The 24,133-nt window shown below is 64.6% G+C and carries 24 protein-coding genes and 1 pseudogene; 13 read left to right on the plus strand and 12 right to left on the minus strand.

The genetic code is table 11. From position 1 onward, the window contains the following. The first annotated feature begins 72 nt into the window (after positions 1-72). The 8 genes from AC1RU4_RS09840 to AC1RU4_RS09875 all read left to right on the plus strand — a co-directional run bounded on the left by AC1RU4_RS09840 (position 73) and on the right by AC1RU4_RS09875 (position 6,779). Positions 73-468: a (R)-mandelonitrile lyase gene (locus AC1RU4_RS09840; RefSeq protein WP_492890891.1), complete on the plus strand. Its 396-nt coding sequence runs from the start codon at positions 73-75 to the stop codon at positions 466-468. Beyond that, on the plus strand, positions 465-1,004 hold the full coding sequence (locus AC1RU4_RS09845; protein ID WP_492890892.1) for a cyclophilin-like fold protein: 540 nt from the start codon (positions 465-467) through the stop codon (positions 1,002-1,004). Before AC1RU4_RS09840 ends, AC1RU4_RS09845 begins: the two co-directional genes overlap by 4 nt. An 18-nt stretch (positions 1,005-1,022) precedes the next feature. After that, positions 1,023-1,400, plus strand: a complete 378-nt coding sequence (locus AC1RU4_RS09850) for a DUF2255 family protein (protein ID WP_492890893.1) — start codon at positions 1,023-1,025, stop codon at positions 1,398-1,400. Between the two features lie 119 nt (positions 1,401-1,519). Continuing rightward, positions 1,520-2,590 carry a PQQ-dependent sugar dehydrogenase gene (locus tag AC1RU4_RS09855; RefSeq protein ID WP_492891049.1) on the plus strand — a complete coding sequence of 357 codons (1,071 nt, stop codon included), beginning with the start codon at positions 1,520-1,522 and terminating at the stop codon, positions 2,588-2,590. Positions 2,591-2,932: 342 nt separating this feature from the next. Beyond that, positions 2,933-4,069, plus strand: a complete 1,137-nt coding sequence (locus AC1RU4_RS09860; protein ID WP_492890894.1) for an NAD(P)-dependent alcohol dehydrogenase — start codon at positions 2,933-2,935, stop codon at positions 4,067-4,069. A gap of 73 nt (positions 4,070-4,142) precedes the next feature. Beyond that, a complete protein-coding gene (locus AC1RU4_RS09865) occupies positions 4,143-4,607 on the plus strand; it encodes a (R)-mandelonitrile lyase (RefSeq protein WP_492890895.1) in 465 nt (154 codons plus the stop codon). Positions 4,608-4,805: 198 nt separating this feature from the next. After that, on the plus strand, positions 4,806-5,792 hold the full coding sequence (locus tag AC1RU4_RS09870) for an aldo/keto reductase (protein ID WP_492891050.1): 987 nt from the start codon (positions 4,806-4,808) through the stop codon (positions 5,790-5,792). A gap of 177 nt (positions 5,793-5,969) precedes the next feature. Then, positions 5,970-6,779 carry an aldo/keto reductase gene (locus tag AC1RU4_RS09875; protein WP_492891051.1) on the plus strand — a complete coding sequence of 270 codons (810 nt, stop codon included), beginning with the start codon at positions 5,970-5,972 and terminating at the stop codon, positions 6,777-6,779. Positions 6,780-6,927: 148 nt separating this feature from the next. Here the strand turns inward: AC1RU4_RS09875 and AC1RU4_RS09880 are convergent, their stop codons facing one another. The 4 genes from AC1RU4_RS09880 to AC1RU4_RS09895 all read right to left on the minus strand — a co-directional run bounded on the left by AC1RU4_RS09880 (position 6,928) and on the right by AC1RU4_RS09895 (position 10,312). Further along, complete coding sequence (locus AC1RU4_RS09880) at positions 6,928-7,749, minus strand: arginase family protein (protein WP_492890896.1); 822 nt, start codon at positions 7,747-7,749, stop codon at positions 6,928-6,930. Between the two features lie 82 nt (positions 7,750-7,831). Beyond that, positions 7,832-8,845 (minus strand): NAD-dependent epimerase/dehydratase family protein, encoded by a 1,014-nt coding sequence (locus tag AC1RU4_RS09885; RefSeq protein ID WP_492890897.1) that lies wholly within the window; start codon positions 8,843-8,845, stop codon positions 7,832-7,834. A 10-nt stretch (positions 8,846-8,855) separates the two neighbouring features. Then, positions 8,856-9,242 (minus strand): DUF4267 domain-containing protein, encoded by a 387-nt coding sequence (locus AC1RU4_RS09890; RefSeq protein WP_492890898.1) that lies wholly within the window; start codon positions 9,240-9,242, stop codon positions 8,856-8,858. 53 nt (positions 9,243-9,295) lie between these two features. Then, a complete protein-coding gene (locus AC1RU4_RS09895) occupies positions 9,296-10,312 on the minus strand; it encodes a zinc-binding dehydrogenase (RefSeq protein ID WP_492890899.1) in 1,017 nt (338 codons plus the stop codon). Between the two features lie 86 nt (positions 10,313-10,398). On the opposite strand from AC1RU4_RS09895, the gene AC1RU4_RS09900 reads away from it, so the two are divergent. Continuing rightward, on the plus strand, positions 10,399-11,007 hold the full coding sequence (locus AC1RU4_RS09900; protein ID WP_492890900.1) for a TetR/AcrR family transcriptional regulator: 609 nt from the start codon (positions 10,399-10,401) through the stop codon (positions 11,005-11,007). A 231-nt stretch (positions 11,008-11,238) separates the two neighbouring features. Here the strand turns inward: AC1RU4_RS09900 and AC1RU4_RS09905 are convergent. After that, positions 11,239-11,841 (minus strand): annotated as a pseudogene (locus tag AC1RU4_RS09905) (transposase); the annotation flags it as partial. A gap of 312 nt (positions 11,842-12,153) precedes the next feature. Between AC1RU4_RS09905 and AC1RU4_RS09910 the strand changes: the two are divergent. From AC1RU4_RS09910 to AC1RU4_RS09925, 4 genes are all read left to right on the plus strand, one after another. Further along, positions 12,154-13,494, plus strand: a complete 1,341-nt coding sequence (locus AC1RU4_RS09910; RefSeq protein ID WP_492890901.1) for an NTP/NDP exchange transporter — start codon at positions 12,154-12,156, stop codon at positions 13,492-13,494. 48 nt (positions 13,495-13,542) lie between these two features. Next, entirely contained in the window at positions 13,543-14,274 is a 732-nt protein-coding gene (locus AC1RU4_RS09915) for an NADPH-dependent F420 reductase (protein WP_492890902.1), read from the plus strand. A gap of 241 nt (positions 14,275-14,515) precedes the next feature. Further along, on the plus strand, positions 14,516-15,568 hold the full coding sequence (locus AC1RU4_RS09920) for an NAD(P)-dependent alcohol dehydrogenase (RefSeq protein ID WP_492890903.1): 1,053 nt from the start codon (positions 14,516-14,518) through the stop codon (positions 15,566-15,568). 16 nt (positions 15,569-15,584) lie between these two features. Further along, positions 15,585-16,343 carry an SDR family NAD(P)-dependent oxidoreductase gene (locus AC1RU4_RS09925; protein WP_492890905.1) on the plus strand — a complete coding sequence of 253 codons (759 nt, stop codon included), beginning with the start codon at positions 15,585-15,587 and terminating at the stop codon, positions 16,341-16,343. Between the two features lie 216 nt (positions 16,344-16,559). Here AC1RU4_RS09925 and AC1RU4_RS09930 read toward each other — a convergent pair whose 3' ends face one another. From AC1RU4_RS09930 to benC, 7 genes are all read right to left on the minus strand, one after another. After that, positions 16,560-18,128, minus strand: a complete 1,569-nt coding sequence (locus tag AC1RU4_RS09930) for a dynamin family protein (protein WP_492890906.1) — start codon at positions 18,126-18,128, stop codon at positions 16,560-16,562. Beyond that, positions 18,125-19,381 carry a GTPase gene (locus AC1RU4_RS09935; RefSeq protein WP_492890907.1) on the minus strand — a complete coding sequence of 419 codons (1,257 nt, stop codon included), beginning with the start codon at positions 19,379-19,381 and terminating at the stop codon, positions 18,125-18,127. The genes AC1RU4_RS09930 and AC1RU4_RS09935 overlap by 4 nt, the downstream gene beginning before the upstream one ends. A 10-nt stretch (positions 19,382-19,391) precedes the next feature. Continuing rightward, complete coding sequence (gene pcaD, locus AC1RU4_RS09940; protein WP_492890908.1) at positions 19,392-20,189, minus strand: 3-oxoadipate enol-lactonase; 798 nt, start codon at positions 20,187-20,189, stop codon at positions 19,392-19,394. A 118-nt stretch (positions 20,190-20,307) separates the two neighbouring features. Continuing rightward, positions 20,308-21,237 carry a catechol 1,2-dioxygenase gene (gene catA, locus AC1RU4_RS09945; protein WP_492890909.1) on the minus strand — a complete coding sequence of 310 codons (930 nt, stop codon included), beginning with the start codon at positions 21,235-21,237 and terminating at the stop codon, positions 20,308-20,310. A gap of 63 nt (positions 21,238-21,300) precedes the next feature. Further along, positions 21,301-21,591, minus strand: a complete 291-nt coding sequence (catC, locus tag AC1RU4_RS09950) for a muconolactone Delta-isomerase (RefSeq protein WP_492890910.1) — start codon at positions 21,589-21,591, stop codon at positions 21,301-21,303. Positions 21,592-21,688: 97 nt separating this feature from the next. Then, positions 21,689-23,020: an MFS transporter gene (locus tag AC1RU4_RS09955; protein WP_492890911.1), complete on the minus strand. Its 1,332-nt coding sequence runs from the start codon at positions 23,018-23,020 to the stop codon at positions 21,689-21,691. Positions 23,021-23,093: 73 nt separating this feature from the next. Then, complete coding sequence (gene benC, locus AC1RU4_RS09960) at positions 23,094-24,125, minus strand: benzoate 1,2-dioxygenase electron transfer component BenC (RefSeq protein WP_492890912.1); 1,032 nt, start codon at positions 24,123-24,125, stop codon at positions 23,094-23,096. Between the last annotated feature and the right edge of the window lie 8 nt (positions 24,126-24,133).

A 24,133-nucleotide genomic window follows, 5' to 3' on the forward strand; every position in this document is an offset into this window, starting at 1 on the left:
CCGCCGCATATTGGAGTGGTGGGGACACGCGGACGGGCGCAATATGCGACGCCCCGCCGGAGAGATGGTTCAATGGACATCAAGCGATGCGGTTCGCAGCCGTCCGGCAAAGGTCCCGAGGCGTGGTTCACGGGCACGGTCCGCGTCGACCCGTTGTTTCAGGCGGACGATCCGGCCCGGGTCTCGGGTGCGAGCGTGACGTTCGAGCCCGGCGCCCGCACCGCCTGGCATACGCATCCCCTTGGCCAGACGCTCATCGTGACGGCCGGCTGCGGTCGGGTACAACGCGACGGCGGGCCGGTCGAGGAGGTTCGGCCGGGCGACGTGATCTGGTTCCCGCCGGGCGAGAAGCACTGGCACGGCGCGTCGCCGACGACCGCCATGGCGCATATCGCCATCCAGGAGAGGCTCGACGGCAAGAACGTCGACTGGATGGAGAAGGTGACCGACGCGCAGTACGGCCGATGACACCTTCATCCCGCGCCAACTCCCCACAGCCGGGAAGGAGAACGACGCCCGGACCGGCGCGCCGCAGGCTGTATGCGGCAGCCCTCCTTGGCGCCGTCGTGATGAGCGTTTCATGCCTGGTCGGAGCGGCCGGCCAAGCGTCGGCTCAGGCTTCAGCCGAACAGCAGGCGGGTGCCATGAGAATCCGCATATCCGCCAATGGTCGCGTGATCAGTGCCGCTCTGGCCGACAACGAGACGGCCGAGGATTTCGCCTCCCTTCTCCCGCTCACCCTGACCATGAGGGACCTGTTCGGGCGAGAAAAACATGCGAGGCTACCGCGCGCGATCTCTACGGCCGGACCGAGATCGTACACGTACGAGGTTGGAGACGTCATCCTGTGGTCTCCCGGACCTGACGTGGCGATCTTCTACCATCATGACGGGCAGACCATTCCCTCGCCCGGCAGCATTCTCATCGCGAAGGCCGATGCCGCCGTGGAGGCGCTCAATGTGCCCGGATCGGTGAGCGTGACCATCGAGCGCGTGGAAAACTGACGTCCCGGAGGCGCAAGGATGGCATGGTCGACGGAAGAACTGCGCACGATCGTCGAGGCTGACGATCTCCGCATCTCCCCATTTCGCGAGGATGGGGCGACCTATGGCACGCCGACCTGGATCTGGTCCGTCGAGGTCGATGGTGCCCTGTACGTGCGCGCCTACAACGGACAGCAGTCTCGTTGGTATCAGGCTGCGAAACGGCAGAAGGCCGGACGGATCACCGCCGCTGGGAAGACGCAGGACGTCACCTTCGAACCCGTCGATGGGGCGATCAACGAACTCGTCGACGACGCCTATCGGAAGAAATATGCGGGCAGCCGGTATCTGAGCCCGATGATCGGCGCTCGCGCGCGATCCGCGACCGTCCGAATCTCGCCTCGCGAAGATGGCTGATCGCCCGGCGCCCGATACTCCGCATCGTCATCCCATGATTTCCGGTACCGCTCGGCCGGAGGGGTTCGCCACATCGCGACGACCGCGTCCCCGGTCCAGTGCCAGATGAGGAAACGAAGATGAGACGCATTCACGTCGCCTTCGCGATCGCTTTGCTCGCGAGTCCGCTCGCCATTCCGGCAGCTTGTGCCCAAACGTCGGGAAGCACCGGACCGATCCTGGGTTCGACGACGCGCGACTGGTCGGTCGAGGTCGTGACCGAGGATCTGAACTACCCTTGGGACATCGTCCGAACCGGTGACCGGATCATCCTGACCGAAGCCGCCGGCAATATCGTCATGATCGGGAATGGCCAGTTGCACCGCTACGCCGTCCAGACGTCGGACCCGATCGTCAATGAAGGCGGAGGCGGCCTGCTTGGCATCGCCCTGGCGCCGGACTTTCCGACGAGCGGGCTCGCCTATCTGTACCATTCCTACCGATCGGGGTCCGGCCTGACCAACAAGGTCATCCAGGCCCGGTTCGACGGCCAGTCCTGGCGCGAGACACGGGTGCTGCTGGCGGGGATACCGGGTCACCGCCTCTACAATGGCGGCCGGATCGCCATCGGCCCCGACGGCCATCTCTATGTCACCACGGGATGGACCGAGAACCGCCAGCGGCCCCAGGATCTCGGCAGCCTGGCCGGCAAGATCCTGCGCATGACGCTCGACGGCCAGGTCCCCTCGGACAACCCCTTCGCCGGTTCCTATGTCTATTCCTACGGCCACCGGAACCCGCAGGGGCTGGCGTGGAACGATGCCGGCGAACTGTTCGCCGCCGAGCACGGTCAGTCGGCCCGCGACGAAATCAATCTCATAAAGCCGGGCGCCAACTATGGCTGGCCCGTGATAGACGGCGACGCCAAGCGGGAGGGGATGGAGACTGCCTGGCTGCATTCCGGCGGCAATACATGGGCGCCGTCCGGTCTCGCCTTCTCCGGCGGAGAACTGCTTGTCGCCGCCCTCGGGCAGCGCGGGCTGCTCGTCTACGACGAAGCAGCCGGAACCCTCCGGCCGGTGTTCAGCTCAGGCGACCGTCTCAGGCAGGTGCTGCCTGCCGGGCAGGATCTCTACGTCATCACCACCAACCGCTCGCCGAGGGCGGAAGGTCCTTCGCAGGATCGTCTCCTGAGATTGTCGCGCCGTTGATCGAGCGTGAATCTCGGGGCCAGCTTTCATGAATTCTCCTCATAGGCTCATGCGGACCCTCCCCTCTAATCGAACAGCCCTCCCCAAGGTTACTTTAGGTCATCGAACCGCTGCCCGCGCGGCGCGCCCGAAGGCTTTGTGTCGAGAGTGCATGGCGTCGGCCGCGGCCATCCGAGGGCGGCGACGGAACGATCGCATTCGAACGCCAGGCACTTCGACCCCGCTGCCGCCGGCCTGCAACCCTGTCGGAGCTTCACCATGTGCGAGAGATGCGACAATCCGGCTCATGACGGCGACCCCATGGCTCCCAGGCGCCGGAAATTCTTGCTCGCCGGCGCAGGCTTGGCCGCGGCACCCTTGCTGGCCGCGATGCCAACCGGCGCGCAAGCCCAGCAATCGGCGCCTCCCGTTGAGACCGGTCCGTTCCCGGTCCGGGCGTATGGAGCCGGCGGCGCCAAGGCTCCATTCGCCCCGATCCAGATCCAGCGCCGCGCGGTCGGCCCCAAGGATGTGCTGATCGACGTGCTTTATTGCGGCATCTGCCATTCCGACATCCACTCCGCCCATGGCGATTGGGGGTCCGCCAACTATCCCCGCGTTCCGGGCCACGAGATCATCGGCCGCGTCGCGGGTGTCGGCAACGCCGTCACCAAGTTCCGCGTGGGCGACATCGCCGGCGTGGGCTGCATGGTCGATTCCTGCGGCGAGTGCGAGAACTGCCTCGCCGACCGGGAGCAGAACTGCCTCAACGGCACCACCTTCACCTATGACGCGCCGGACAAGGTTTCCGGCGGCCATACCTATGGCGGCTATTCGGAGCGCCTCGTCGTCACCGAGCGTTTCGCGATCCGCATCCCGCCGGGCGTGAACCTCGCCGCGACCGCACCGCTGCTGTGCGCCGGCGTCACCACCTTCTCGCCGATGCAGCACTGGCGCCTGGAGCCGGGCCAGCGCGTCGGCGTCATCGGCATGGGCGGCCTCGGCCATGTCGCCGTGAAGCTCGCAGTGGCGCGCCGGGCCGACGTCACCATCTTCACGACGACGCAAGCCAAGATCGCCGACGCGCAACGCTTCGGGGCACGCGAAGCCGTGCTGTCGAGCGACCAGGCGGCGATGGCGCGGCTCGCCAATCACTTCGACCTCCTGATCTCGACCGTTCCCTACGCCTACCGGATGCAGCCCTTCATGAACCTGCTCAAGCTGGACGGGACGCTGGTCAATGTCGGGTTGCTGCTCGGTCTCAACGGAACCGAGCTCAGCGGCATGCTGATGGGCTTCGGCCGCAAGAGTCTCGCCGGCTCGATGATCGGCGGCATCGCCGAGACGCAGGACGTCATCGACTATTGCGCGGCGCGCAACATCACCGCCGACATCGAGCTGATCCGCCCCGACCAGATCGGTCAAGCCTACGATCGCGTCGTCAACAAGGATGTCCGGTACCGCTTCGTCATCGACTTCACGACGGGGCGCCAGGGCTGAGGCAACACGCCTTGCGCGCGTCGGCGACGCCGCTGCCGGCCCACGCCGCTCATCATCCAAAGAAAGGAAGAACATGAAGAATGTCGTCGCATCCGTGCTCTCGCTCGCGCTCCTGGGAGCGGCCCCGGCCCACGCCCAGAGTATCCAGGTCGTACCGAACGGCTCCCAGTCGACGATGTCGGGATCGCCGGATTTCTTCACGGGCGCCGTGGTGGTGGAGCCGCTTTTCGGGGCGACCGCGCACTCGCCCACCACGGGCGGGCATGTCACCTTCGCGCCGGGCGCCCGGTCCAACTGGCACACCCATCCGGCCGGGCAGACCCTGATCATCACCTCCGGCACGGGCTATGTGCAGCAGGAAGGCAGCGAGAAGCAGGTGATCCGCCCCGGCGATGTCGTCTCGATCCCGCCGGACGTTCGGCATTGGCATGGGGCGACCGCGACCAACGGCATGCGGCACATTGCCATTCAGGACATGGTCGGGGGAAAGAATGTCGACTGGATGGAGCCGGTCACCGACGCGCAGTACGGCGGGTAGCCGCAGCTTTCTCATCCTTTCCTCCCGGCGGCCGGGCTGTTGGTGTGCCGGCTTTCACCGGCGGGATGGTGCCGCAGGCCCAATTTCCTCGCAGCGAGCGGTGGTCCGCATGCGGGCATCAATATGGCACCGCCCGTGAAATCTTCGACGGATCAGCGTCCAAGCGTCGGACGCGGCCGCGCTCAGGAGGCACTTGATATGCAAACCCGCCAGCTTGGAAACAGCGGTCTCGAGGTGACCGCCATCGGCCTTGGCTGCATGGGCATGAACCATCATCGCGGCCCCGCGCCGGAGCGCGCGGAGATGATCGCGCTGATCCGCGCGGCGGTCGGGCGCGGCGTCACCTTCTTCGACACCGCCGAAGTCTATGGGCCGTTCACCAACGAGGAACTTGTCGGCGAGGCGCTGGAGCCGTTCCGGAAGGACGTCATCATCGCCACCAAGTTCGGCCACGACTTCAGTCGCAGCAGGTCCATCGGGCTCGACAGCCGCCCCGAACGCATCCGGCAGGCGGCCGAAGGCTCGCTGAAGCGGCTGCGGGTTGAGGCGATCGACCTCTACTATCAGCACCGCGTCGATCCCGACGTGCCGATCGAAGACGTCGCCGGCGCGGTCAAGGACCTGATCGCGCAGGGCAAGGTCAAACACTTTGGTCTCAGCGAGGCGGGCGCTTCGACCATCCGCCGCGCCCATGCAGTTCAGCCGGTCACGGCGATCCAGAGCGAGTATTCCCTCTGGTGGCGCGCTCCCGAAGAGGCGGTATTGCCGACCTGCGAGGAGTTGGGGATTGGCTTTGTCCCTTACAGCCCGCTGGGCAGGGGCTTCCTCACCGGCAAGATCGACGAGACCACCACCTTCGGCGGCAACGACAACCGCAGCACCTTGCCGCGCTTCACGCCTGAGGCTCGTAGGGCGAACCGTCCCGTGGTCGACCTCCTGGTAGAGATCGGCGCGCAGGAAGGCGCGACGCCGGCGCAGATCGCGCTGGCCTGGCTGCTGGCGCAGAAGCCGTGGATCGTGCCGATCCCGGGCACCACCAAGCTGAATCGCCTCGAGGAGAATATCGCCGCCGCCTCGATCGCGCTCACGCCAGATGATCTCCGGCGCATCGAGAACGCGGTCTCGCAGATCACGGTGGAAGGCGACCGCTATCCTCAAACGGAGGCGGAGCGCACAGGCCGCTAGAGGCATCGGCAATAATCGCGCCGCAGTTCTTCGCGCGGTTGGTGCCGGGTGGACGACGTTTGCTGCGGGAATCTGGGAGTCGGAGCCTTGGAAGCGATGACACGTAGGCGGTTCGGCATGGTGTGCGCGGCCGGCGTCGTTTCCACCACAATGGCGCGGGCACAGCAGTCCGCGCCCATGGTTCGACTGCCGCGGGGAGGCAGTGCGCCGGCGCTCGGCATGGGATCCTGGCGCCTCGCTCAGGGGCGGCGCCCGGCCGCGGCGGAAGAGGAGGCGCTGAGAACCGGCCTCTCTCTCGGCATGACCTTGATCGACACCGCCGAGATGTACGGGAATGGCACCTCGGAGGAGATGATCGGTCGCGTCATCGCCGGGCAGAGGGAGAAGGTCTTCCTCGTCTCCAAGGTCCTGCCGTCCAACGCGACACGCGCCGACAGTATCCGCCGGGCATGTGCGGCCAGCCTCGCGCGTCTGAAAACCGACTATATCGATCTCTATCTGCTGCACTGGCGCGGAAGCGTGCGGGACCTCGGTGTCGTTGTCGATACGTTCGAGGCTTTGCGGGCGGAAGGTCATATTCGGCGCTGGGGCGTCTCCAACTTCGGAGTTCCGGACATGGAAGAACTGTTCCGTGTCCGCGGCAGCGCGGCCTGCGCGACCAATCAGGTTTCCTACAGTCTCGTCGACCGGGGAATTGAGGCGGACCTGCTTCCGTGGAGCGAGCGGCATGGCGTGCCGCTGATGGCCTATTCGCCGCTCGGCACAGGTAATAGCGGCCTGCTTCGCAATCCTGTCCTGGCGCAAGTCGCGGCACGGCGCGGGATTGCTCCCGCGGCCGTCGCCATCGCCTGGTCCATGCGCAACGGGCAGACGATCTCCATCCCGGAATCCGGCTCAGTCGATCATATCCGCGAGAACGCCAGCGCGTTGGGCCTCAAGCTGGACGAGCAAGATCTCGCCGAGCTCGATCGCACATTTCCAGCTTAGCAATCTCTTCCACAACGATCCGATGAGACGCGGCGGCAGCCGCACGGGTCTGGACCCGAGCTTTCCGCCGCCACACGTCTCAGTCTGCGAAGAGCGGCAAATACCCATGGGCGCTCGCAGCGGGGCAGTTGCCGATGAAGCACGAGTTCTAATGGGAATGGATAATTTCGACCGCCGGCAATATCGCGTCAATCAGCCGGTCGGGTGGGTTTGGCCGGCCATCCGGCCAACAGGCTTCGTATTCCGTAATCTCAAGTCCCAGCAGGTCATGATCGGCGAGGGCTTTAAACGCTTCACGGAGATCGGCGTAGGAAAGGCCATTCGGCGATTGATATTCCGTTGCCAGCAACCCGGCGTCGAGGACATCGCAATCGAGATGGATGTAGACAGGACGGCCTCCGATGGCCTGCACAAGCCGACTTCCCAAGTCAGGACCGACCGGAACCAAGGCAATCTGTCCGGCATCAATCCGCTCCTGCTCGGGCGGATCGAGGTCGCGCGCGCCGACAAGGATGACATTCGCCAGATCGACGCCGTGTCCAAAGCCCGTATTCCACTCGCCAGCCGCGCCGGTAATCACCATCCCGCCGAGATAGTTCATGTCGGAAGCACCTTGCCCGGTCGGGACGTTGCAATCCCCATGCGCGTCGAACCAGACGATCGCGGCGTCGGGGAAGCAGGTTGCAACCGGCGGTAGCGCGGCGATGCTTGCGGCGCAACGGCCCATCGTGAGAAGCAAGGGACGGTTGCCTTCGAGTTGTTCGGCGATGGAGCGGGTGAGCAGGCGAAGATCGGGTGTCACGGCTTTCAGCTGCTCGGCCCAACCTCCTTCCACAATAGCGAAAGGCGAACCGATAGTCCGCGTCTCCACGCCGAGCCGATGGGCAATTTCGGCTCCGAGGCTCAAAGCGCCCAGCATCCCCCGTTCATTTCTGTCACCGGCATTGGCGGCGTAAATAATCACGTCCATAGGCTGCATCGTTGCATATCAAGAGACCGTTTTTACATCCAACATCGCCCCCGGCTGTATGATCGACGCCCAACCGTTCATGTCAAAGAAGGTCGAACGCGATGAGGCTGCGCCCCATGGCCTCGGCGGCTGTGCTGGCGTCGATCAGAGGACGGTCGAGCCGCGACGCGCCCGTCTTGCCGTCGACATTTTGCGGCCAACCCAGCTCATGCACGACCGAGGCGACTTCGGGACTGAACCGGCCGACCGTGCGCACAAGCCAATCCGGCAACGTGGCCTTGGGCAGCTTCCTATCGGGAAAAAGCGGCCTCAGCCTTCGCGCCAGTTCGATCAGGGACAGGGTTTCCACAGCCGCGATGCAGCGCTGACCGGCCGCAGCGGGATTGGTCAGCGCATCGACATGCAGCGCAACGACGTCGCGCACGTCGACCATGGCAAGCGATAGCTTAGGCACGGCGGGCGTCTTGCCGTCGAGCAGCATCGCGACCACCGCCGCCGATGTCGGAGCGTGCGAATCGAGCAGCGGTCCCAGCAGGACGCCAGGATGGATGACGGACAGAACACTTCGCCGACCCGCCTTCTCCGCGAGCCGCCAGGCTTCACGCTCGGCCAGCGTCTTGGACGCCGCGTAGGTAGTCGTGCGCCTGCTTTGCGGATCGGTCCAATTCGCCTCCGTCAGTCGCGCGCTCGGGTCGGTATGGCCATATTGTATTGCAGCCGTCGACGAGGTCAGCACGATACGCTCCGCGCCTGCCGCGAGTCCTGCGGAGATCGCGTGGCGCACGCCCGCCACTGCCGGGCCGATTACGGTCTGCGGGTTCTTCACTTTTGTCAGCACGACTGGAGAAGCGGTGTGGACAATGAACCGGCATCCCTCGGCGGCGGCGTCCCAGCCGGCGCTGTTCGATAGATCGAGTTGAACGAAGCTGAGGCGGTCGATGTCGGCGCCTGCGCGCGACAGCGCCGCGCGAACCTGCTCTGCCTTGCTCATGGCGCGGACGCTTCCGCGAACGTGATAACCGGCGGCGAGCAGTCCAAGGGCGATGTGCTTGCCCAGGAAGCCCGAGACGCCGGAGAGGAGCACTGTATCCGCCATGGTTTGCGTCCTAAGAGGGCGTTTGCCAGGCGCGCGCGACAATCAGCCCGGCGAGGACGACGAGAACCGCAAGCGTGATGTAGTGGACCGGCAGGACGGGCACGCCAGCCTGTTTCAGGGTGATGATATCGAAGAGCGGCAAGGTAATGCTCACGACGAAGACCACCGCCAGCGCCGGCCACATGCCGAAGACGAGCAGCAGCAGACCGATCACGGACAGCACGAGATTCCGGTCGCGGTAGACCGCGTGATAGAATTCCGCCGTCTTTCCGTCGGCAGGCAAGCCGAAGCCCGTCGCTCCTGCGCCGGGGTCAATGATCCCCCGCACCGCCAGGGCAGCTTGGGCTACGAGAAGCAGCAGGGTGAGCACGAAGGTCACGGTGTTCAGGACTGGCATCAGAAATTCTCCATTTATCGAGGACAGTGTTTTGTCGGGCCTGACCGCCGCCTTCATGGGACCAGCACGATCTTGCCGCTCACCGACCGGCTCTCCATCGCGCGATGAGCCTTCGCGGTGTCGCGCAGCGGCAGCACTTCGCCGACCAGCGGCGCGATAGCGCCTTCGGCCACCAGCTTGAGGACGGTTGCGAGGTCGTCCCGATAGGCTTGCGCGCGCACCTCGCGCCAAGCCGGGATCGCGTAGGTCGCGACGCTCTGGCTCTTGCCGAACAGGCCGAAGGCGGAGAAGCGGCTGCCCAGCATCATGTCGGCGATGGCGAGCAGGTGGATCTTGCCGCCCCGTGTCGCGTCATAGCCGCCATAGAGGACGCCGACGCCGGTCGGCTTGAGGGCCGGTAGCGAGATTTTTCTGAAATGCCGCCCGCCGATGTGATCGAAGGCCGCCACGACGCCGCCACCGCTGATGGCCCGTGTGCGGGCGGCAACGTCTTCGCTCTGATAGTCCAGCGCAACGCCGCCCAGCCCTTGCACGATCTGAGCCTTGCCGCGCGACGCAGCGCCGATCGTCTTCACCTCGCCGAGGCGGGCAAAGTCGAGCAGCAGGCTGCCAACCCCGCCGGCGGCACCGTGGACGAGTATCCATTCTCCGGCCTCTGCCTGCGCCACCCGATGCAGCATCTGCCAGGCGGTGATGCCATTGAGCACGACGGCGGCCAATGCGGCGGCATCCGCAGCTTCCGGCGCAGGGACGAGCCAGCGCGCCTCGACATTGCGCCGGTCCGCATAGGAGCCCGACACGGTGACACCGGCCACGCGCTGGCCCACCTGAAATTCGGAAACGTCAGCGCCGGTCTCCTCAACCCGGCCAACGAAATCATAGCCCGGCGTCACCGGAGGCTTGGCGCTGGAATAGAGCCCGCGCCGCATGACGATGTCGGCATAGGCGACGCCGGCAGCCTCGATCTTCACGCGCACCTGGCCCGGCCCAGGCGGCGGTAAGATGACCTGCCGCGGCCGGAGGACGTCAGCGCCGCCCGCCTTGGCGACATGCATTTCCAGGGCTTCCATTCGGCGGCCTCGTGAATTATTTTCGAAGCACTATAAAAACATCCAAACGCCTCCCTGACAAGAATTGTTTTCGGATCACTCAAAAAATGACAGCCAGCCCGAGAACCCGTGGACGCCCCCGCGCATTCGACCGCGACGAAGCCCTGAAGACGGCGATGCTGCTGTTCTGGCGGCACGGCTATGACGGGGTGCCGGTGGCCCAGCTTGCGACGACGATGGGGATCGCGCCAGCGAGCCTCTATGTCGCCTTCGGGTCCAAGGAGGCGCTCTATCGCGAGGCCGTGCGGCTCTATCTCTCCCTGGGTCGTCTCGGCATCGAACGCCTGCAAGAGAGTGCCAGCGCGAAGGAAGGAGTCCACGCCATGCTGCGGAACGCGGCAAAGGCGTTCACCCAACCGGACCTGCCTCCAGGCTGCATGGTGGGCGTTGGCGCGCTGCGCTGCGCAGGCGAGAACAGGGTCATCGAAGAGGCCACGGCCGAACTTCGCCGGCTCTCGGCCGAGGCGGTGCATCTGCGGATCGAGCGCGCCTGCAAGGAAGGGGAACTCGGTAAGGATGTCTCGCCGCAAACGCTGACCGATTTCTTCAGCGCGGTCGTCGAAGGCATGTCGGTGCTCGCCTGCGACGGCGCTTCCCGAGAACGGCTGCTGCGCATGGCGGACACGGCGATGGCGGCTTGGCCGGCGGTTGATTGACAGCCGCACCGGCCGAAGGCGAGCGCGCTTCCTCATTGCGATGTAGTGAGCCGGTGGGCTGCCAGCGACAAAGCCCCGGCGCATTAGCGCTGGGTCCGCCTCCTCCCGAAAAACATACGAATGAAGATGAGGCGGCCGGAAAACCTATTTCATTTCATAAGGTTACGGGCCGCACTTCAGGCTCCATTTGTAGGGCTATAGTGTAAACGTAGTTCTCCGATTCATCACTCTCGGCCCGTCGAGCACCATCGGCGCGACCATGCCGTTGTTGCGCAGGCCGGCGACGAGGGTTGTCGTCTTCCAGTGGCCGTGCGGGATAGCGGCACGCAGCCGTTCGCCGCGCGGTGACCGGCCGCGGGGCCATGTTGGTCGAAGTCCAGGTCTCGTCGATGAACACTAGGCGGTCCGGATCGAGGTCCAACTGCTCTCGAACCATTCCCAGCGCCGCGTCAGGATGTCGGGGCGCTGCTGCTCGGCCGCGTGCGCCGACTTTTTCAGCGTGATCCGCCGCCGTGCGAAGAACCGCCACAAGGTGGCGACGCCGACCGGCACGCCCGCCTCGGCCTGTTCCACGCGCAGCTCGCTCAGCGTGATGTCCGGCCTCCGCTCCAGCAGTTCAACGATCGGCGGCGCATGGGCCTCGATCCGCCCCGAGCGGCGATCCCCGCCAAGTGGCCCCGGCGCCACCGAGCCCACCGCACGCTTCAAGGACGCCCAGCCGATCGCACTCGAGATGCCGACGCTGAAGCGTGAAGCGGCTGCCCGGCACGAGGATCCAGCCTCGATCGCCGCGACAACACGCTCCCGAAGATCCACCGACAGCGCCTTCGACATGCCTGTCGGCCCCCTCCCGATGGACAGCTTGAATCCGATCTGCGCCGCGTCGAGGAAGCACTTTCGCGATTCAGTCAGGTCGGAGGCCGCTCTAGCTAGCGAATTTGGCGCTGCTTCCGCGCTTCGCGGCACTTGCCTGGATTCACAAGCTTTTCGGGCGCTTGCCGAGGGCATTTCTGCGGCCCAGGAGCAACGCGGAACTCATGAAGATGCCTCATAGGCCCATGCGCATTCGGCCGCCTAATCGCGCTTCGGATCGTCACCTACGTTAAATGCGTTGCGGGAACGCTCCGTCAAGACTCCAGTCAAATTATGCTGCCGGAGAAGCCTGTGCAGTTACTTCTACAACGTATTACCGGCGCACGATCGGAAGAGATCCCTGCAGTCGCATGGTCCGTCGTCTACATCATCGCCCTCTTCCTGGCCTATTATGTCTTGCGTCCCATCAGGGACGAACTCGGCGTAGCCGGCGGCGTGGGAAACCTGCCCTGGCTTTTTACCGGCACGCTGCTTGCCATGCTCGCAGCTAGCCCTTTGTTCGCCTATGCCGTGCGCCGCTTTCCGCGGGAACGATTCATCGCCATTTCCTACAGGTTCTTCACGGCGAACCTCATAGTGTTCGTCGTCCTCCTGGCGGTCGCTCCGTTGGGCCAGCAGGCCTGGATAGGCCGAGCCTTCTTCATATGGGTTTCGGTTTTCAACCTGTTCGTGGTTTCGATCTTCTGGTCCTTCATCGTTGACATCTTCGATGGAGAACAAGGCAAGCGGCTGTTCGGTGTTCTCGCAGCGGGCGCGACGTTTGGCGGTCTGATCGGATCGGCACTCACCGCGGGCCTGATCGAGCAGGTCGGGCGAACCTGGCTTCTCGTGATCTCCATCCTGCTGATCGAGGTCGCGGTACTCGCCTCACGCAAATTGTCGCGCGTCAGCGAAACTTTCCACAAGCCCATCAAGACCGAAGACCCCCACACGCCGCTGGGCGGCGGCATATTCGCCGGGCTCGTTCACACCTTCCGCTCGCCTTATCTGTTGGGGCTTGCGATTTTCATTCTGATCTATTCGGTCACCTCGACCGTTCTTTATTTCCAGCAGGCCAGCATCGCTGAGGCGAACTTCCCCGACCGTGCGGCGAGAACCGCTTTCTTCGCCGGCATCGACCTCTGGGTGAACGCGATCACCTTGATCCTGCAGCTCTTCTTCACCGGCCGGCTCATGGGCTGGCTCGGCGTGCTGGCCACGCTCTGCGCGCTTCCGCTGGTCAGCGTGCTGGGTTTCAGCACACTCGCCGCCTACCCAACGGTTGGCGTCTTTGTTGTCGCCCAGGTCAGCAGGAGGGTGAGCAATTTTGCACTCGCCCGTCCGGCCCGGGAAGTGCTGTTCACGTCCAGCGTGCGGGAGGACCGCTACAAGGCGAAGAACTTCATCGACACGGTGATCTATCGCGGGGGCGATCAGGTCGGGAGCTGGAGTTATGCCGGGCTGATGGGCCTTGGCCTCAGCATCACCCAGATCTCGATCATCGCGGTGCCGTTGTCCCTCATCTGGCTGGCGCTGAGCCTTTGGTTGGGGCGGACACACACCCGGAAGGAAGCGCGGCTGGCAGAAGAGCGCGCGTCGCTCGCCGCGATCCCATGCCCGGCGAAGGTTTACTGACGAGGCACGCAAAGCCCGTGCCCATCCCAAATCGAGAGGAATGAACACATGTCCATCTCACGTCGATCGACCATCGGTGCGCTCGGCATGCTCGCCGCGCTGCCTGTCCTCTTTCCCGCTCGCGCCCGAGCACTTCCGCCGATGCGTATCGGTGTGATCGGGGCGGGATCGTTGGGGGGCACGGTCGGACGACTTTGGGTTCGGGCCGGCCATGAAGTCATGTTCTCGTCCCGCCATCCCGAGGAATTGGAACCGATGGCACACCAGCTCGGTTCGCGCGCATCCGTGGGCCTTCCTCCGGCCGCGGCCGAATTTGGGTCGGTGCTGCTGTTTGCCGTCCCGTTCGAAGCCGTTCCACAGCTCGGCCGCGATCTGCGTCAGTCGATCAACGGTAAGATCATTGTGGACGCCTGCAATCCTCCTCTGTCCGGAGGATCGAGCGACCTGATCCGAGAAGCCCGGGCGAACGGCGTCGCCGAAACGATGGCGAAGTATCTTGCCGGGGCTCGACTGGTCAGAGCCTTCAGCTGCGTGGATGCTACCGTCATTGAAGGGTCAGGCACGCGCAGTAGCGGCCGCGTCGGCGTTCCGGTCGCGAGCGATGACCCGGAAGCCATGCAACTTGGCGCCGGCCTTGTCGTCGACGCAGGCTGTGATCCGGTCATCGTCGGAAACCTGGCCTCGGCAAGGGTCTTCGAGCAGGGGGGACCCGGTTGGCGAGCGCATCTGTCAGCGACTGAGCTACGGCGCAGGCTTGGGCTTCCTGCGACTGCAAACTGAGATACGCGCCCCAAGTCTCCTGGCAGCTTGTCTGCGAAGCAAGCATGGATCATTGCAGTACCTCCCCTTGCCCGCGCGCAACAATCAGTTTCGCCTTCGCTGAGAATGATGAGGCGTGCTCATAAGCGCATGCCACTTCAGGCAGATAATCAACGAGCGTCCCGGCTTCTATGTTCGGTCGGACGCTGACGCCGCCTGTCGCGACGCCTCATCAAGTCCTATCGCAATCAGGAGTCTTTCCATGGCCGTCAAAGCCTATGGAGCCTATGCCGGCGACCGGCCGCTTGAACCCATCGGCATTGAACGCCGCGCGCCCGGTCCCCACGACGTGCAGATCGATGTCGCCTTCTGTGGCGTCTGCCACTCAGATCTGCACCAGGTTCGTTCGGAATGGGCCGGCACCATCTATCCGTGCGTGCCTGGCCACGAAATCGTCGGCCATGTCACCGCAGTCGGCCGCGACGTCGGTAGGTTCCAGGTCGGTGATACCGTGGGCGTCGGCTGCATGGTGGACAGCTGCCAGCACTGCCTCGCCTGCGATGACGGGTTGGAGCAATATTGCCAGCACGGGGCCACCTTCACCTACAACTCGCCGATCGCGGATCCGCCGGGGCATACGCTCGGCGGCTACTCGCAGCGGATCGTGGTGAACGACAAATTCGTCCTGAAGGTCACCCACTCCGAGGAGCAGCTTGCGGCGGTCGCGCCGCTGTTGTGCGCGGGGATCACCACCTATTCGCCGCTCCGCCATTGGAAAGCGGGGCCGGGCAAGAAGGTGGGCATCGTGGGTATTGGCGGCCTCGGCCATATGGGCATCAAGCTCGCGCATGCCATGGGCGCACATACGGTCGCGCTGACCCATTCCGAGAGCAAACGCGCGGCCGCCAAGGTCCTCGGCGCCGATGAGGTGATCGTGTCGCGGAACGCCGAGGAGATGGCGGCCCATGCCGAGAGCTTCGACTTCATCCTGAACACCGTCGCGGCGAGCCACAATCTCGATGACTACACCAACCTCCTGAAGCGCGACGGAACGCTGACCCTGGTCGGCGTGCCCGAGCGTCCGCACCCGTCGCCCAATGTCTTTCCGCTGATCTTCAGGCGCCGGTCAATCGCGGGCTCGATGATCGGCGGCATCGCCGAGACGCAGGAGATGCTGGATTTTTGCGCCGAGCACGGCGTGGTCGCCGAGATCGAGATGATCCGCATCCAGCAGATCGACGAGGCCTATGACCGCATGCAGCGCAGCGACGTCAAATACCGCTTCGTGATCGACAACGCCACGCTGACTGCGTGAACGAAAGGAAGACGCCATGAACCCCAGCTACGATTTCACGGGGCAGGTCGCGCTCGTCACAGGTGCCAGCACCGGCATTGGCCGCGCCACCGCCAAGGCGTTTGCAGAGGCCGGCGCGGCGGTCGCGCTCGTGGACCGCAACGAGGAGAAGCTCCTCGCGACCGTCGACGAGCTGACATCCGCCGGCGGCAAGGCGATCGGCATCGTCTGCGACGTCTCCGACGAGGCGCAGGCGCAGGCCGCCGTCGCGCGCACCGTTGCCGAGTTCGGCCGGCTCGACATGGCTTACAATAATGCCGGCATCCTGGGGCCGATGTGCCCGATGGTCGAGGAAACGGCCGAAGGGTTCGACGGCGTCAACGCGGTCAACCTGCGAGGCGTCTGGACGTTCATGAAGCACGAGCTTCTTCAGATGAAGAAGCAGGGCAGAGGCGCGATTGTCAATTGCTCGTCGCTGGGCGGACTTGTCGGTCTTCCGGGCCGCGCGGCCTATCACGCGACCAAGCACGGCGTGATCGGTCTCACCAAGAGCGCCGCGCTCGACGTCGTCGCCGAGGGCATCCGCGTTAATGCCATCTGCCCCGGTTGCATCGATACGCCGATGGGCGATGAAATCGATCCCGCCGCGATGAAGGAATTTCTGAAGGAGCAGCCCATCGGTCGCATGGGCAGGCCCGAGGAGGTCGCACAGGCGGTGCTCTGGCTGTGCAGCCCGGGCGCCAGCTTCGTGCTGGGCGTGGCGCTCCCCGTCGACGGCGGCTTCGTGGCGCACTGAGACAGAAGGAGCGCGCCAATGGGCCATGTTGGGGACGCGGAGGAAATCGCCGATGGGATCCTCCGGCCGCTCAACCCGGCTGCGAGCTTCGTGATCGGTCACGCTCTCCCAGTCCATGGCAAATACTCCTTCCCCCGCGAACAGCGTATCCAACGGTGAATCTAGTTCGGTGACGTGCCGGGCGTCTTCCCTCCGTCTCTGCTTCGGATTGCCGCGTCAGGCCATGTCCGCGCGAAGTTCGGCCTTCATTTCGAGCAGCCGCCACTCGTAGTCGCGCAGGATGCTCTCCTTGCGTGTGACGCTCTGGATCAGGCCAGCGAGCGAACGCTGGCATTGATCCAGAGCCGCGCTGGTCAATGCCAGCAGGCGGGCGCGCACCTGCCTTTCCAGCTCGGCGTACAGGCGCGCATAATCAACGCCTACGACTTCGCACAGGCCTCCCGCTTCGACCGCAACCGCTTCAAAGCTGATGTCCGTCGCAAGTTCGATTTCTGCACGTGCTTCATCGGAGCGAACCGTGTAGTCGCCCAGATACTCCCGTTCCGCCCGGAGAAACGCGCCAAACAGCGATCGCGATAGCTCCCGGCAAACGGCCTTCACGTCGCGCGCTGCCGCGTGACGTTCCAGCAATTCGACCAGGGCCGGTACCACCTCGCGCCATGTCGACTCGCTGATCGTGTCATGATGCTGGACCAGTCGGCCGCGTGACTCGCGTGCGGCTTCCTTCAATTCGGCCAGCGCCGGCAGCAACCGATCGTGCAGCCCGCCCATCACGTTTTCCTCCAGATGGTGCAGCAGCACTTCGGCCGGCTTGCGCCCCTTGTAGGCAAGCGCCGACTCGGCGATGGCCAGCAAGGCAGCGTAGAGACGCTCGAATCCGGCCTCCTTCATCACCGCCGGCATCTGCCGCGGCTCGCGCGCCATGTAAACCGAGATGGAGACCGGCGGTCTAAGCTTCGTCACCTTCACGCCCATTGCCGCCAGCTTTTCCCGCGCGCGCGAAACGACGTCCGCTTCCTGCAGCGCGCGGTTCTCGGCGGTCTTGTTGCGCAGGCGCTTCACCAGTTCGCCATTGACCTCGTCCTCCTCGTACAGGTCGCTGCGCGTCAAGACGGGCAGCAGCGACTTGGCACGACGAAGCTCGCGGGCCAGTTCGTCAAGTTCCTGCACCTGACCCGGCGACGCGGAGCTCGTGAGCCACAGCACGCCATCGGCGCTGTCCGTGAAGTGCTGGGTCAGCGCCGCGTTCTCCTGCGTCACCGAATGCAGACCTGGCGTGTCCACCAGCATGAGCTTCTCCCCCAGGAGTACGCCCTGGAGCCGGGCTGTGGTCTCGGTCACGCCCTCCCTCAAGCGTTCCGTAGTTTCCACGATGCGGCCGGCATCGAGGTGGAAGTACCGAACGATTTTGCCCTGCGCGGAGAAGCGATCGGCGAGGAAGTTGCAGAAGGAGCTCTTCCCGGCATTGAACTTGCCGAACACAAGCAGGATGGCCCTGTCGTCGAAGCTGTCGGCCAGCCCCAAGGCCGGCTGCAGGTCGGTCCACTGGCGCGACCACGTCGACATGGCGGTATGCAGCATGGCGTCAATGGCCTTGATCTGGCGGGCTAGCGCACTATTCTCACTTAATCCCGAGCCCGTCAGACGATTGGCCCGCAGGTCCATGGAGAACTGCGCCAGCCAGTCATTCAGTCGCCGCAGGACCGATTTGAGATCCTGCTCAAGGAACTCGAAGGCATCGATTTCAGCGATGAAGCGCTGCTCGCAGCTCGTATCCGCTTTCATGCATCCGTTTCCATTGCCTGTAAGGCGGTCAAGGCACGCGCCGCCGCGGCGCCGGCCGCTTCGACATCCGCAATCGCCGTTCTCAACGCGTTTCTGTCCTTGGACAGCTCATAATAATAGGCAAATGCGCACCGAATGCCCTCGCGGCCCGTCGCCTCGCAGAACCGCCTGCGCAGGTCCTTTCGGAATTTCACCGACACGCCCATGACGGCCACCATGACGGTGTTCAGGCTGCCGGCGGCGATTTGCTGTTCCTTGGGCAAGCCGACCACGCCGTGCCCGACCAGGAAGCTGTCGATCTGAATGCAGGCACGCGAGTAGGCAATCTGGATGCGCGCGCGCTCCAGCTTCGCCTGGGTCAGCTTGTATTTGTCCTGTGCGGTGTCCTTGACCACGGCATAGTCTGGAACCGGAGCATCCACGACCTCCTCGACGTCCCGCCCGACCTTGTCGAGGATCGCGTCGAGCCCCTCGTCGAAGCTCTGGCGCTGCTGGACCTGGTTCCTCCGCAAGGATCCCAGCGTCTGCTGCTGCCGGGCGTGAAGCTGCTCCAGCTCCTCGTGGATTTCCCCGAACAGCAGCCGGGCTTCATGATCGCGCGCATCAGGGACGCGACCTACTGCTTCCTCCAGCAACGCCCGCAGCAGAGGGATTCCGCTCCTTTCCACCAGCAGCGCCTTCGCACCCTCGACGCCCTGGCGATGGCGTGTGGCGGAGACGGCATGCACGGCGGTGTCGGCCGCCTGATCATGGATGGCCGACCGCACTTTTCCGAGCTCTCCCTCGTCGGCCAGCTGGTCCACCTGAGTGAGCACGAACAAGGTCTGGCGATGGGTGCGAAGCGCGTCCGTGCGCAGCTCTTCCAACAACGCCAGTTCCTTCGCGTCCAGCTCGCCCTCCTTTGCAGAATGGACGAACAACCGGATGTCCGATTTCAACCAGGCGGCTTGCAGCGCCTGGCAGTCATCCTCGGTGCCGACATCCGCATCCAGGCCCGGTGCGTCCAGCCAGCGCACGCCGTGATGCAGGCACTCGGACAATTTCACCGTCTCGCGCTTGTCGGCCACGGCAAAGACGTCACGACCTACCAGCTCGTTGAGCAGGCGGCTTTTGCCGTGGTTGTACTTGCCGATCACCGTGACGACGGGTTCGCCGCTGGCGGCCAACTCCCGCAAGCGGGCAAGGTCGTGCGCTCGGTTCGGCAGCACCGACACAAGATCATGCTGTGCTTGTTCGCGGGTTCGGCTGTCCATCGGCGGGCGCTCAGCTCCTCAGGAATCCCAGCAACGCCGCATTGAATGCCGCTGCCGATTCCAGATTGACGATGTGCCGGCCCGGCAGCGAGACGTGCCGGCCTGCCCGGACCTTGTCGGCGATGTATTCGAGGTCGGATGGCGGGCAGACCTGGTCGTCGTCGCCGGAGATTGCCAGCACCGGGTTGGAAATCGCCTGGATCTGCTCGCGCAGATCCGCGTTTGCCAGTGCCGCGCAGCAGCCATTGTAGGCATCGGGGTTGACCTTCACGAAGCTGTCCAGGATCTTCGCCGCCACGTCGGCGTGTTCGGCATTGAACGTGGGGGAGAACCAGCGCTCGGCGGTTGCCGTGGCCAGGGCCGCCAGCCCGTTTGCCCGCACCGCGGCGATGCGGGCGCTCCAGCTCTCGGCGGTGCCGATCTTCGCCGCGGTGGCGCAGAGCACGATCCTGTCGAGCCGGCTGCCGGCGTGGATGCCCAGCCATTGCCCGGTGAGCCCGCCGATCGACAGGCCGCAGAAATGGGCACGCTCGATTTTCAGCGCGTCCAACAATGCCAGCGCGTCGCGGCCCAGATCGGCGAGCGAATAGGGCGGCAGCGGCGTGGTCGATTGGCCGTGGCCGCGGCGGTCGTAGCGCAACACGCGGAAATGCCGCGCCAGCTCCGTCGTCTGCGCGTCCCACATATGAAGGTCGGTGCCGAGGGAATTGCAGAACAGCAGCCACGGTGCCGAAGAGGGCGCTGCCTCGCACGCGACGCGGAAGTGCAGATTGTGGGTGGGCAATGCGAGAAAGGCGTCGTCGGGCATGCCGCGGCTCTCCGGTCGTTCCGGCAACATGGTCACGGCTTCAATGGCGCATGGCTGTTCCCGATAATGCGTGATGGGGGCGGCGGCAGTGCCTGGGCGCTGCCGCCGGATCGAGCGCTCAGGCCGCGGCGCGGGCGCGTTCGACGACCTGGTTGTCCTTGCCGTGGACGAGAGGGGTCAGTTCGAGATCGAACTCGATGTCCCTGTAGGCATCCTCGTCGAAGCCCACGGCCCGGCCGTCGTTCTTCTCCACGACATGCGGGATCAGCCCCTCGCGCGTAGCGAAGGCGAAGTCGTCCCAGATCAGCGGATCGCCTTCGATGTTGAACTGCGTCGTCAGCTTGCGGAACTTGTCGGTGGTGACGAAGAAATGCACGTGCGCCGGGCGATTGCCGTGGCGGTTGAGCTGGTTCAGCAATGTCTGGGTCGACCCCGACGGCGGACAGCCATAGGAGGCCGGCATCTTCGTCAGCGCTTCGTACTTGCCGTCCGCGCCGGTCCGGATCGCGCCGCGCAGGTTGAACTCGCTCTGCCGGCCGGTCGGGTCAAAGTGCGAATAGAAGCCCTTGGAATCGGAATGCCAGATTTCGACGAGCGCGCCGGCGACCGGCGCGCCGTCCGGGCCGGTGACGGTGCCATGGATGCGCAACGGAGCCGCATCCGGGTCGGGGTTCTTGTCGAGCCGCGCCTTGCCCTCGGCAATCGGGGCGCCGGCCACGTAGAGCGGACCCTCGATGGTACGCGGGGTGCCGCCGGTGATGCCCAGCTCCTTGTCCTCGGCATCAAGGCGCAGATCGATGTAGTGCTCAAGACCCAGACCCGCGGCCAGCAGGGCCCCCTCGCTCTCGGCCCCGAGTTTGTTGACGTAGTTGATGCCCGCCCAGATTTCGTCCGGGGTGAGGTCGAAATCCTCGATGGTCTTGAACAGGTCGGACACGATGCGATGCACGAGCTGCTTTGCGCGCTCGTTGCCGCCAGCGCCATCGAGATTGGCAATGACGCGCAGGAAGTCCTGCACGTCATTGCTGTCGTAAATCTTCACGCTCATCCTTGCTTCCTCCTTTGGATGCGCTGGCTGGGTTCTCACGGAGACCCGCCGCGCCGGTTGGCTTCAGGCGTCGTCCTCACGGATCGACGAGGGGTGACGGCATAGCGGCGTCACCGAAATCTTCATGTACGGAAACAGCGGCAGGCCGATCAGGATCTCGTGCAGCTCGGCATTGTCCTTTGCGTCAAAAATGCTGTAGTTCGCGTACTCGCCGGCAATGCGCCAGATATGTCGCCACTTGCCACTGTGTTGCAGTTCCTGCGAATACGCTTTCTCGCGTGCCTTGATCTCATTGGCGACGCCCGCCGGCATGTCGAGTGGCAGATTCACGTCCATTCGCACATGGAAAAGCATCTCCGTTGTTCCTCCTGCCCCACTCGGTGACCTTGATCAGGCCGTCAAATCGAAGCGGCAGGCCCGAAACGCTCCGGGCCTGCCGCTTGCTGGCTCATTAAGCCGCCGCCACCTGGACGGCTGCGGAGCGGCGCACATTGCTCACCGCGAACACCAGCATCGCCAGGGCGGAGAGCGCCGCCGGAGTGGCGAAGATCAGGAAGTTGTGCTGGAGTGGAAGTTCCTGTGCCAGAAGCACGCCCCCGAGGGTGGGTCCGACGATCGCCCCGATGCGCCCGACACCGGAGGCCCAGCCGAGGCCCGTGGAGCGTACCGAGAGATTGTAGAGCTGCGCCACGCTGGCATAGAGGAGGATCTGCGTGCCGATGGTCGTGGCGCCGGCGATGAAGACCATCGTGAACAGCAGAGGAGTCGGCAGGCCGAAGCCGATAAGGGCGATGGACACCGCGGCGGCGAGGAAGAAGCCGACCACTACTTTCGGCAAGCCGAACCGGTCGCCGAGCCAGCCGCCCATGATCGCTCCGAGCATACCGCCAAAATTGAGCGAGAACAGGCTCAGGAGGCTGGCCTGTTCGGCGTATCCGACTTCCTGGAGCACCTTCGGCAGCCACGAGGACAGCAGGTAGACAAGCAGCAGGCAGCAGAAGAACGCCGCCCACAGCATCAGCGTGCTCACCGCGCGCTGATGGCGGAACAGTTCGGCCACCGAGGCCGATGCCCCCTTGCTCTCGGTGAACACCAGGCGATCATCGGCGCCGAGCGGCGCGGAAGGCGCGATCTTCGCATAGATTTCCCTGGCCTGCTCCTGCTTGCCCTGCCTGATCAGGAAGCCGAGGGATTCCGGTAGCTTCCACAGGATGAGGGGAAGCATCAGGAGCGGGAACGCGGCGACGAAGAACATCGGCTTCCAGCCGTAGTTCGGGATCAATCCGATCCCGAGGCCGGCCGCGACCATGCCACCCACCGAATAGCCGGAGAACATCACGGCGACCATGGTGCTGCGCAGGCGTTTCGGCGCGTACTCGTTCATCAGCGCCACCGCGTTGGGCATCAGACCGCCGCATCCCAGGCCCGCGATGAAGCGGAAGACCCCGAACTGGGTCGGAGAGCTGGCGAAGCCGGCGAGCAGCGTCGACATGGTGAACAGGACGAAGCAGATGGCGATGCCCATCTTCCGTCCGATCTTGTCGGCCAGCGAGCCGAAGATCAGGGCGCCGAACATCATTCCGAACAGCGCCCATGCCTGCAGGGTGCCCGCCTGCGGCTTGCTCAGACCCCATTCCGTCATCAGTGCCGGCAACACGGTGCCGGCGACGAAGACGTCATAGCCGTCGACGATCAGCAGCAGACCGCAGACGACCGCCACCATCCACTGGAATCCCCCGAACGGCGTATTGTCGATCGCCTCGGTCACCTCGATGTTTCGCATTGTTGTCCCTCCTGAAGCTTTTATGATTGTTCATTGTCGCGGAGATTCTCCGCGCTGAAATTCTCAAGCGTTCCTATGCGCTTTCCTTCAACGCGACGTTCGGTGTGAATTTCTCGTAGTGAAAGCTGTTGGGCTCGACGCCATTGGCGTCGAAATACTTCCGCACGGCATCGACCATCGGAGGCGGGCCGCACAGATAGACATCCGGATGGCTCTCGCGGACGATGTCCTCGGGCATGTGTTGCGTTACCCAGCCTTTGCGCGGATGGCTGGACGCCGCGTCGGCCACCGCGGTCGTGTAGCTGAAGCCCGGCAGTTGCGCCGCATAGGCCTCCAGGGCCTCCACGAGCACCAGGTCGAGGTCGCGGGTGACGCCGTAGATCAGATGGATCCTCTGCTGCGAGCCGGCGCGGGCGAGCACCTCCAGCATCGACAGGAAGGGGGCGAGCCCCGTGCCGCCGGCGAGGAGAAGAAGCGGGCGGTGGACATCGCGCAGATAGAAGCTCCCCAGCGGGCCCGTGAGGTTGAGCTTGTCGCCCGGCTTGGCGCGCGCCAGCCAGCCGCTCATCACCCCATCGGGAATCCTCTTGATCAGAAAGGCGATCCGCCCTGCGCCCGGCGCTGAGGAGAAGGAATAGGACCGGCTCTGGCCGCTGCCCGGAACGTCGATATTGACATATTGCCCCGGCAGGAAGACCGGCGCCGGCGCGGCGGCGTCCACGTCCAACTCGAGCACGATCGCGGCATCGTTGTGCAGCGTCACCTGTGCCACCGTGGCAGCGAATGTCTGCTGCCCGGTCTTGCAAGCGACCGAGCTGACGGGAACGTTGATGACGCAATCGCTCGACGGGATCATCTGGCAGGTCAGCACCAGCCCCTGCGCCGCCTCGTCCTGCGTCAGGGCATCGTCGATATAGTCGCTGCCAAGATCGTATTCACCGCTTTCGGCGCGGCACTTGCACGTGCCGCAAACCCCGTCGGAGCAATCCATCGGTAGGTTGATCTTGCTGCGGAAGGCAGCATCGAGCACCTTTTCTCCCGCCTTGCATTCGACAAAGCGGGTCACTCCGTCCTCGAAGTTCAGTGCGATCCTGTAGCTGGACATAGAACACT

The organism is Ancylobacter sp. GW821-FHT10E12 (assembly GCF_058809335.1).

Bases quoted from the DNA above. Each gene is read 5' to 3' on its own strand.
- AC1RU4_RS09840 (WP_492890891.1), top strand. From the start codon at position 73: ATGGACATCAAGCGATGCGGTTCGCAGCCGTCCGGCAAAGGTCCCGAG.
- AC1RU4_RS09925 (WP_492890905.1), top strand. From the start codon at position 15,585: ATGAACCCCAGCTACGATTTCACGGGGCAGGTCGCGCTCGTCACAGGT.
- benC (WP_492890912.1), bottom strand. From the start codon at position 24,125: ATGTCCAGCTACAGGATCGCACTGAACTTCGAGGACGGAGTGACCCGC.
- AC1RU4_RS09910 (WP_492890901.1), top strand. From the start codon at position 12,154: ATGCTGCCGGAGAAGCCTGTGCAGTTACTTCTACAACGTATTACCGGC.
- AC1RU4_RS09865 (WP_492890895.1), top strand. From the start codon at position 4,143: ATGAAGAATGTCGTCGCATCCGTGCTCTCGCTCGCGCTCCTGGGAGCG.
- pcaD (WP_492890908.1), bottom strand. From the start codon at position 20,189: ATGCCCGACGACGCCTTTCTCGCATTGCCCACCCACAATCTGCACTTC.
- AC1RU4_RS09870 (WP_492891050.1), top strand. From the start codon at position 4,806: ATGCAAACCCGCCAGCTTGGAAACAGCGGTCTCGAGGTGACCGCCATC.
- AC1RU4_RS09930 (WP_492890906.1), bottom strand. From the start codon at position 18,128: ATGAAAGCGGATACGAGCTGCGAGCAGCGCTTCATCGCTGAAATCGAT.
- AC1RU4_RS09850 (WP_492890893.1), top strand. From the start codon at position 1,023: ATGGCATGGTCGACGGAAGAACTGCGCACGATCGTCGAGGCTGACGAT.
- AC1RU4_RS09890 (WP_492890898.1), bottom strand. From the start codon at position 9,242: ATGCCAGTCCTGAACACCGTGACCTTCGTGCTCACCCTGCTGCTTCTC.
- AC1RU4_RS09900 (WP_492890900.1), top strand. From the start codon at position 10,399: ATGACAGCCAGCCCGAGAACCCGTGGACGCCCCCGCGCATTCGACCGC.
- AC1RU4_RS09920 (WP_492890903.1), top strand. From the start codon at position 14,516: ATGGCCGTCAAAGCCTATGGAGCCTATGCCGGCGACCGGCCGCTTGAA.
- AC1RU4_RS09935 (WP_492890907.1), bottom strand. From the start codon at position 19,381: ATGGACAGCCGAACCCGCGAACAAGCACAGCATGATCTTGTGTCGGTG.
- AC1RU4_RS09915 (WP_492890902.1), top strand. From the start codon at position 13,543: ATGTCCATCTCACGTCGATCGACCATCGGTGCGCTCGGCATGCTCGCC.
- AC1RU4_RS09875 (WP_492891051.1), top strand. From the start codon at position 5,970: ATGGTTCGACTGCCGCGGGGAGGCAGTGCGCCGGCGCTCGGCATGGGA.
- AC1RU4_RS09845 (WP_492890892.1), top strand. From the start codon at position 465: ATGACACCTTCATCCCGCGCCAACTCCCCACAGCCGGGAAGGAGAACG.
- catA (WP_492890909.1), bottom strand. From the start codon at position 21,237: ATGAGCGTGAAGATTTACGACAGCAATGACGTGCAGGACTTCCTGCGC.
- AC1RU4_RS09895 (WP_492890899.1), bottom strand. From the start codon at position 10,312: ATGGAAGCCCTGGAAATGCATGTCGCCAAGGCGGGCGGCGCTGACGTC.
- AC1RU4_RS09855 (WP_492891049.1), top strand. From the start codon at position 1,520: ATGAGACGCATTCACGTCGCCTTCGCGATCGCTTTGCTCGCGAGTCCG.
- AC1RU4_RS09885 (WP_492890897.1), bottom strand. From the start codon at position 8,845: ATGGCGGATACAGTGCTCCTCTCCGGCGTCTCGGGCTTCCTGGGCAAG.
- AC1RU4_RS09955 (WP_492890911.1), bottom strand. From the start codon at position 23,020: ATGCGAAACATCGAGGTGACCGAGGCGATCGACAATACGCCGTTCGGG.
- AC1RU4_RS09880 (WP_492890896.1), bottom strand. From the start codon at position 7,749: ATGGACGTGATTATTTACGCCGCCAATGCCGGTGACAGAAATGAACGG.
- catC (WP_492890910.1), bottom strand. From the start codon at position 21,591: ATGCTTTTCCATGTGCGAATGGACGTGAATCTGCCACTCGACATGCCG.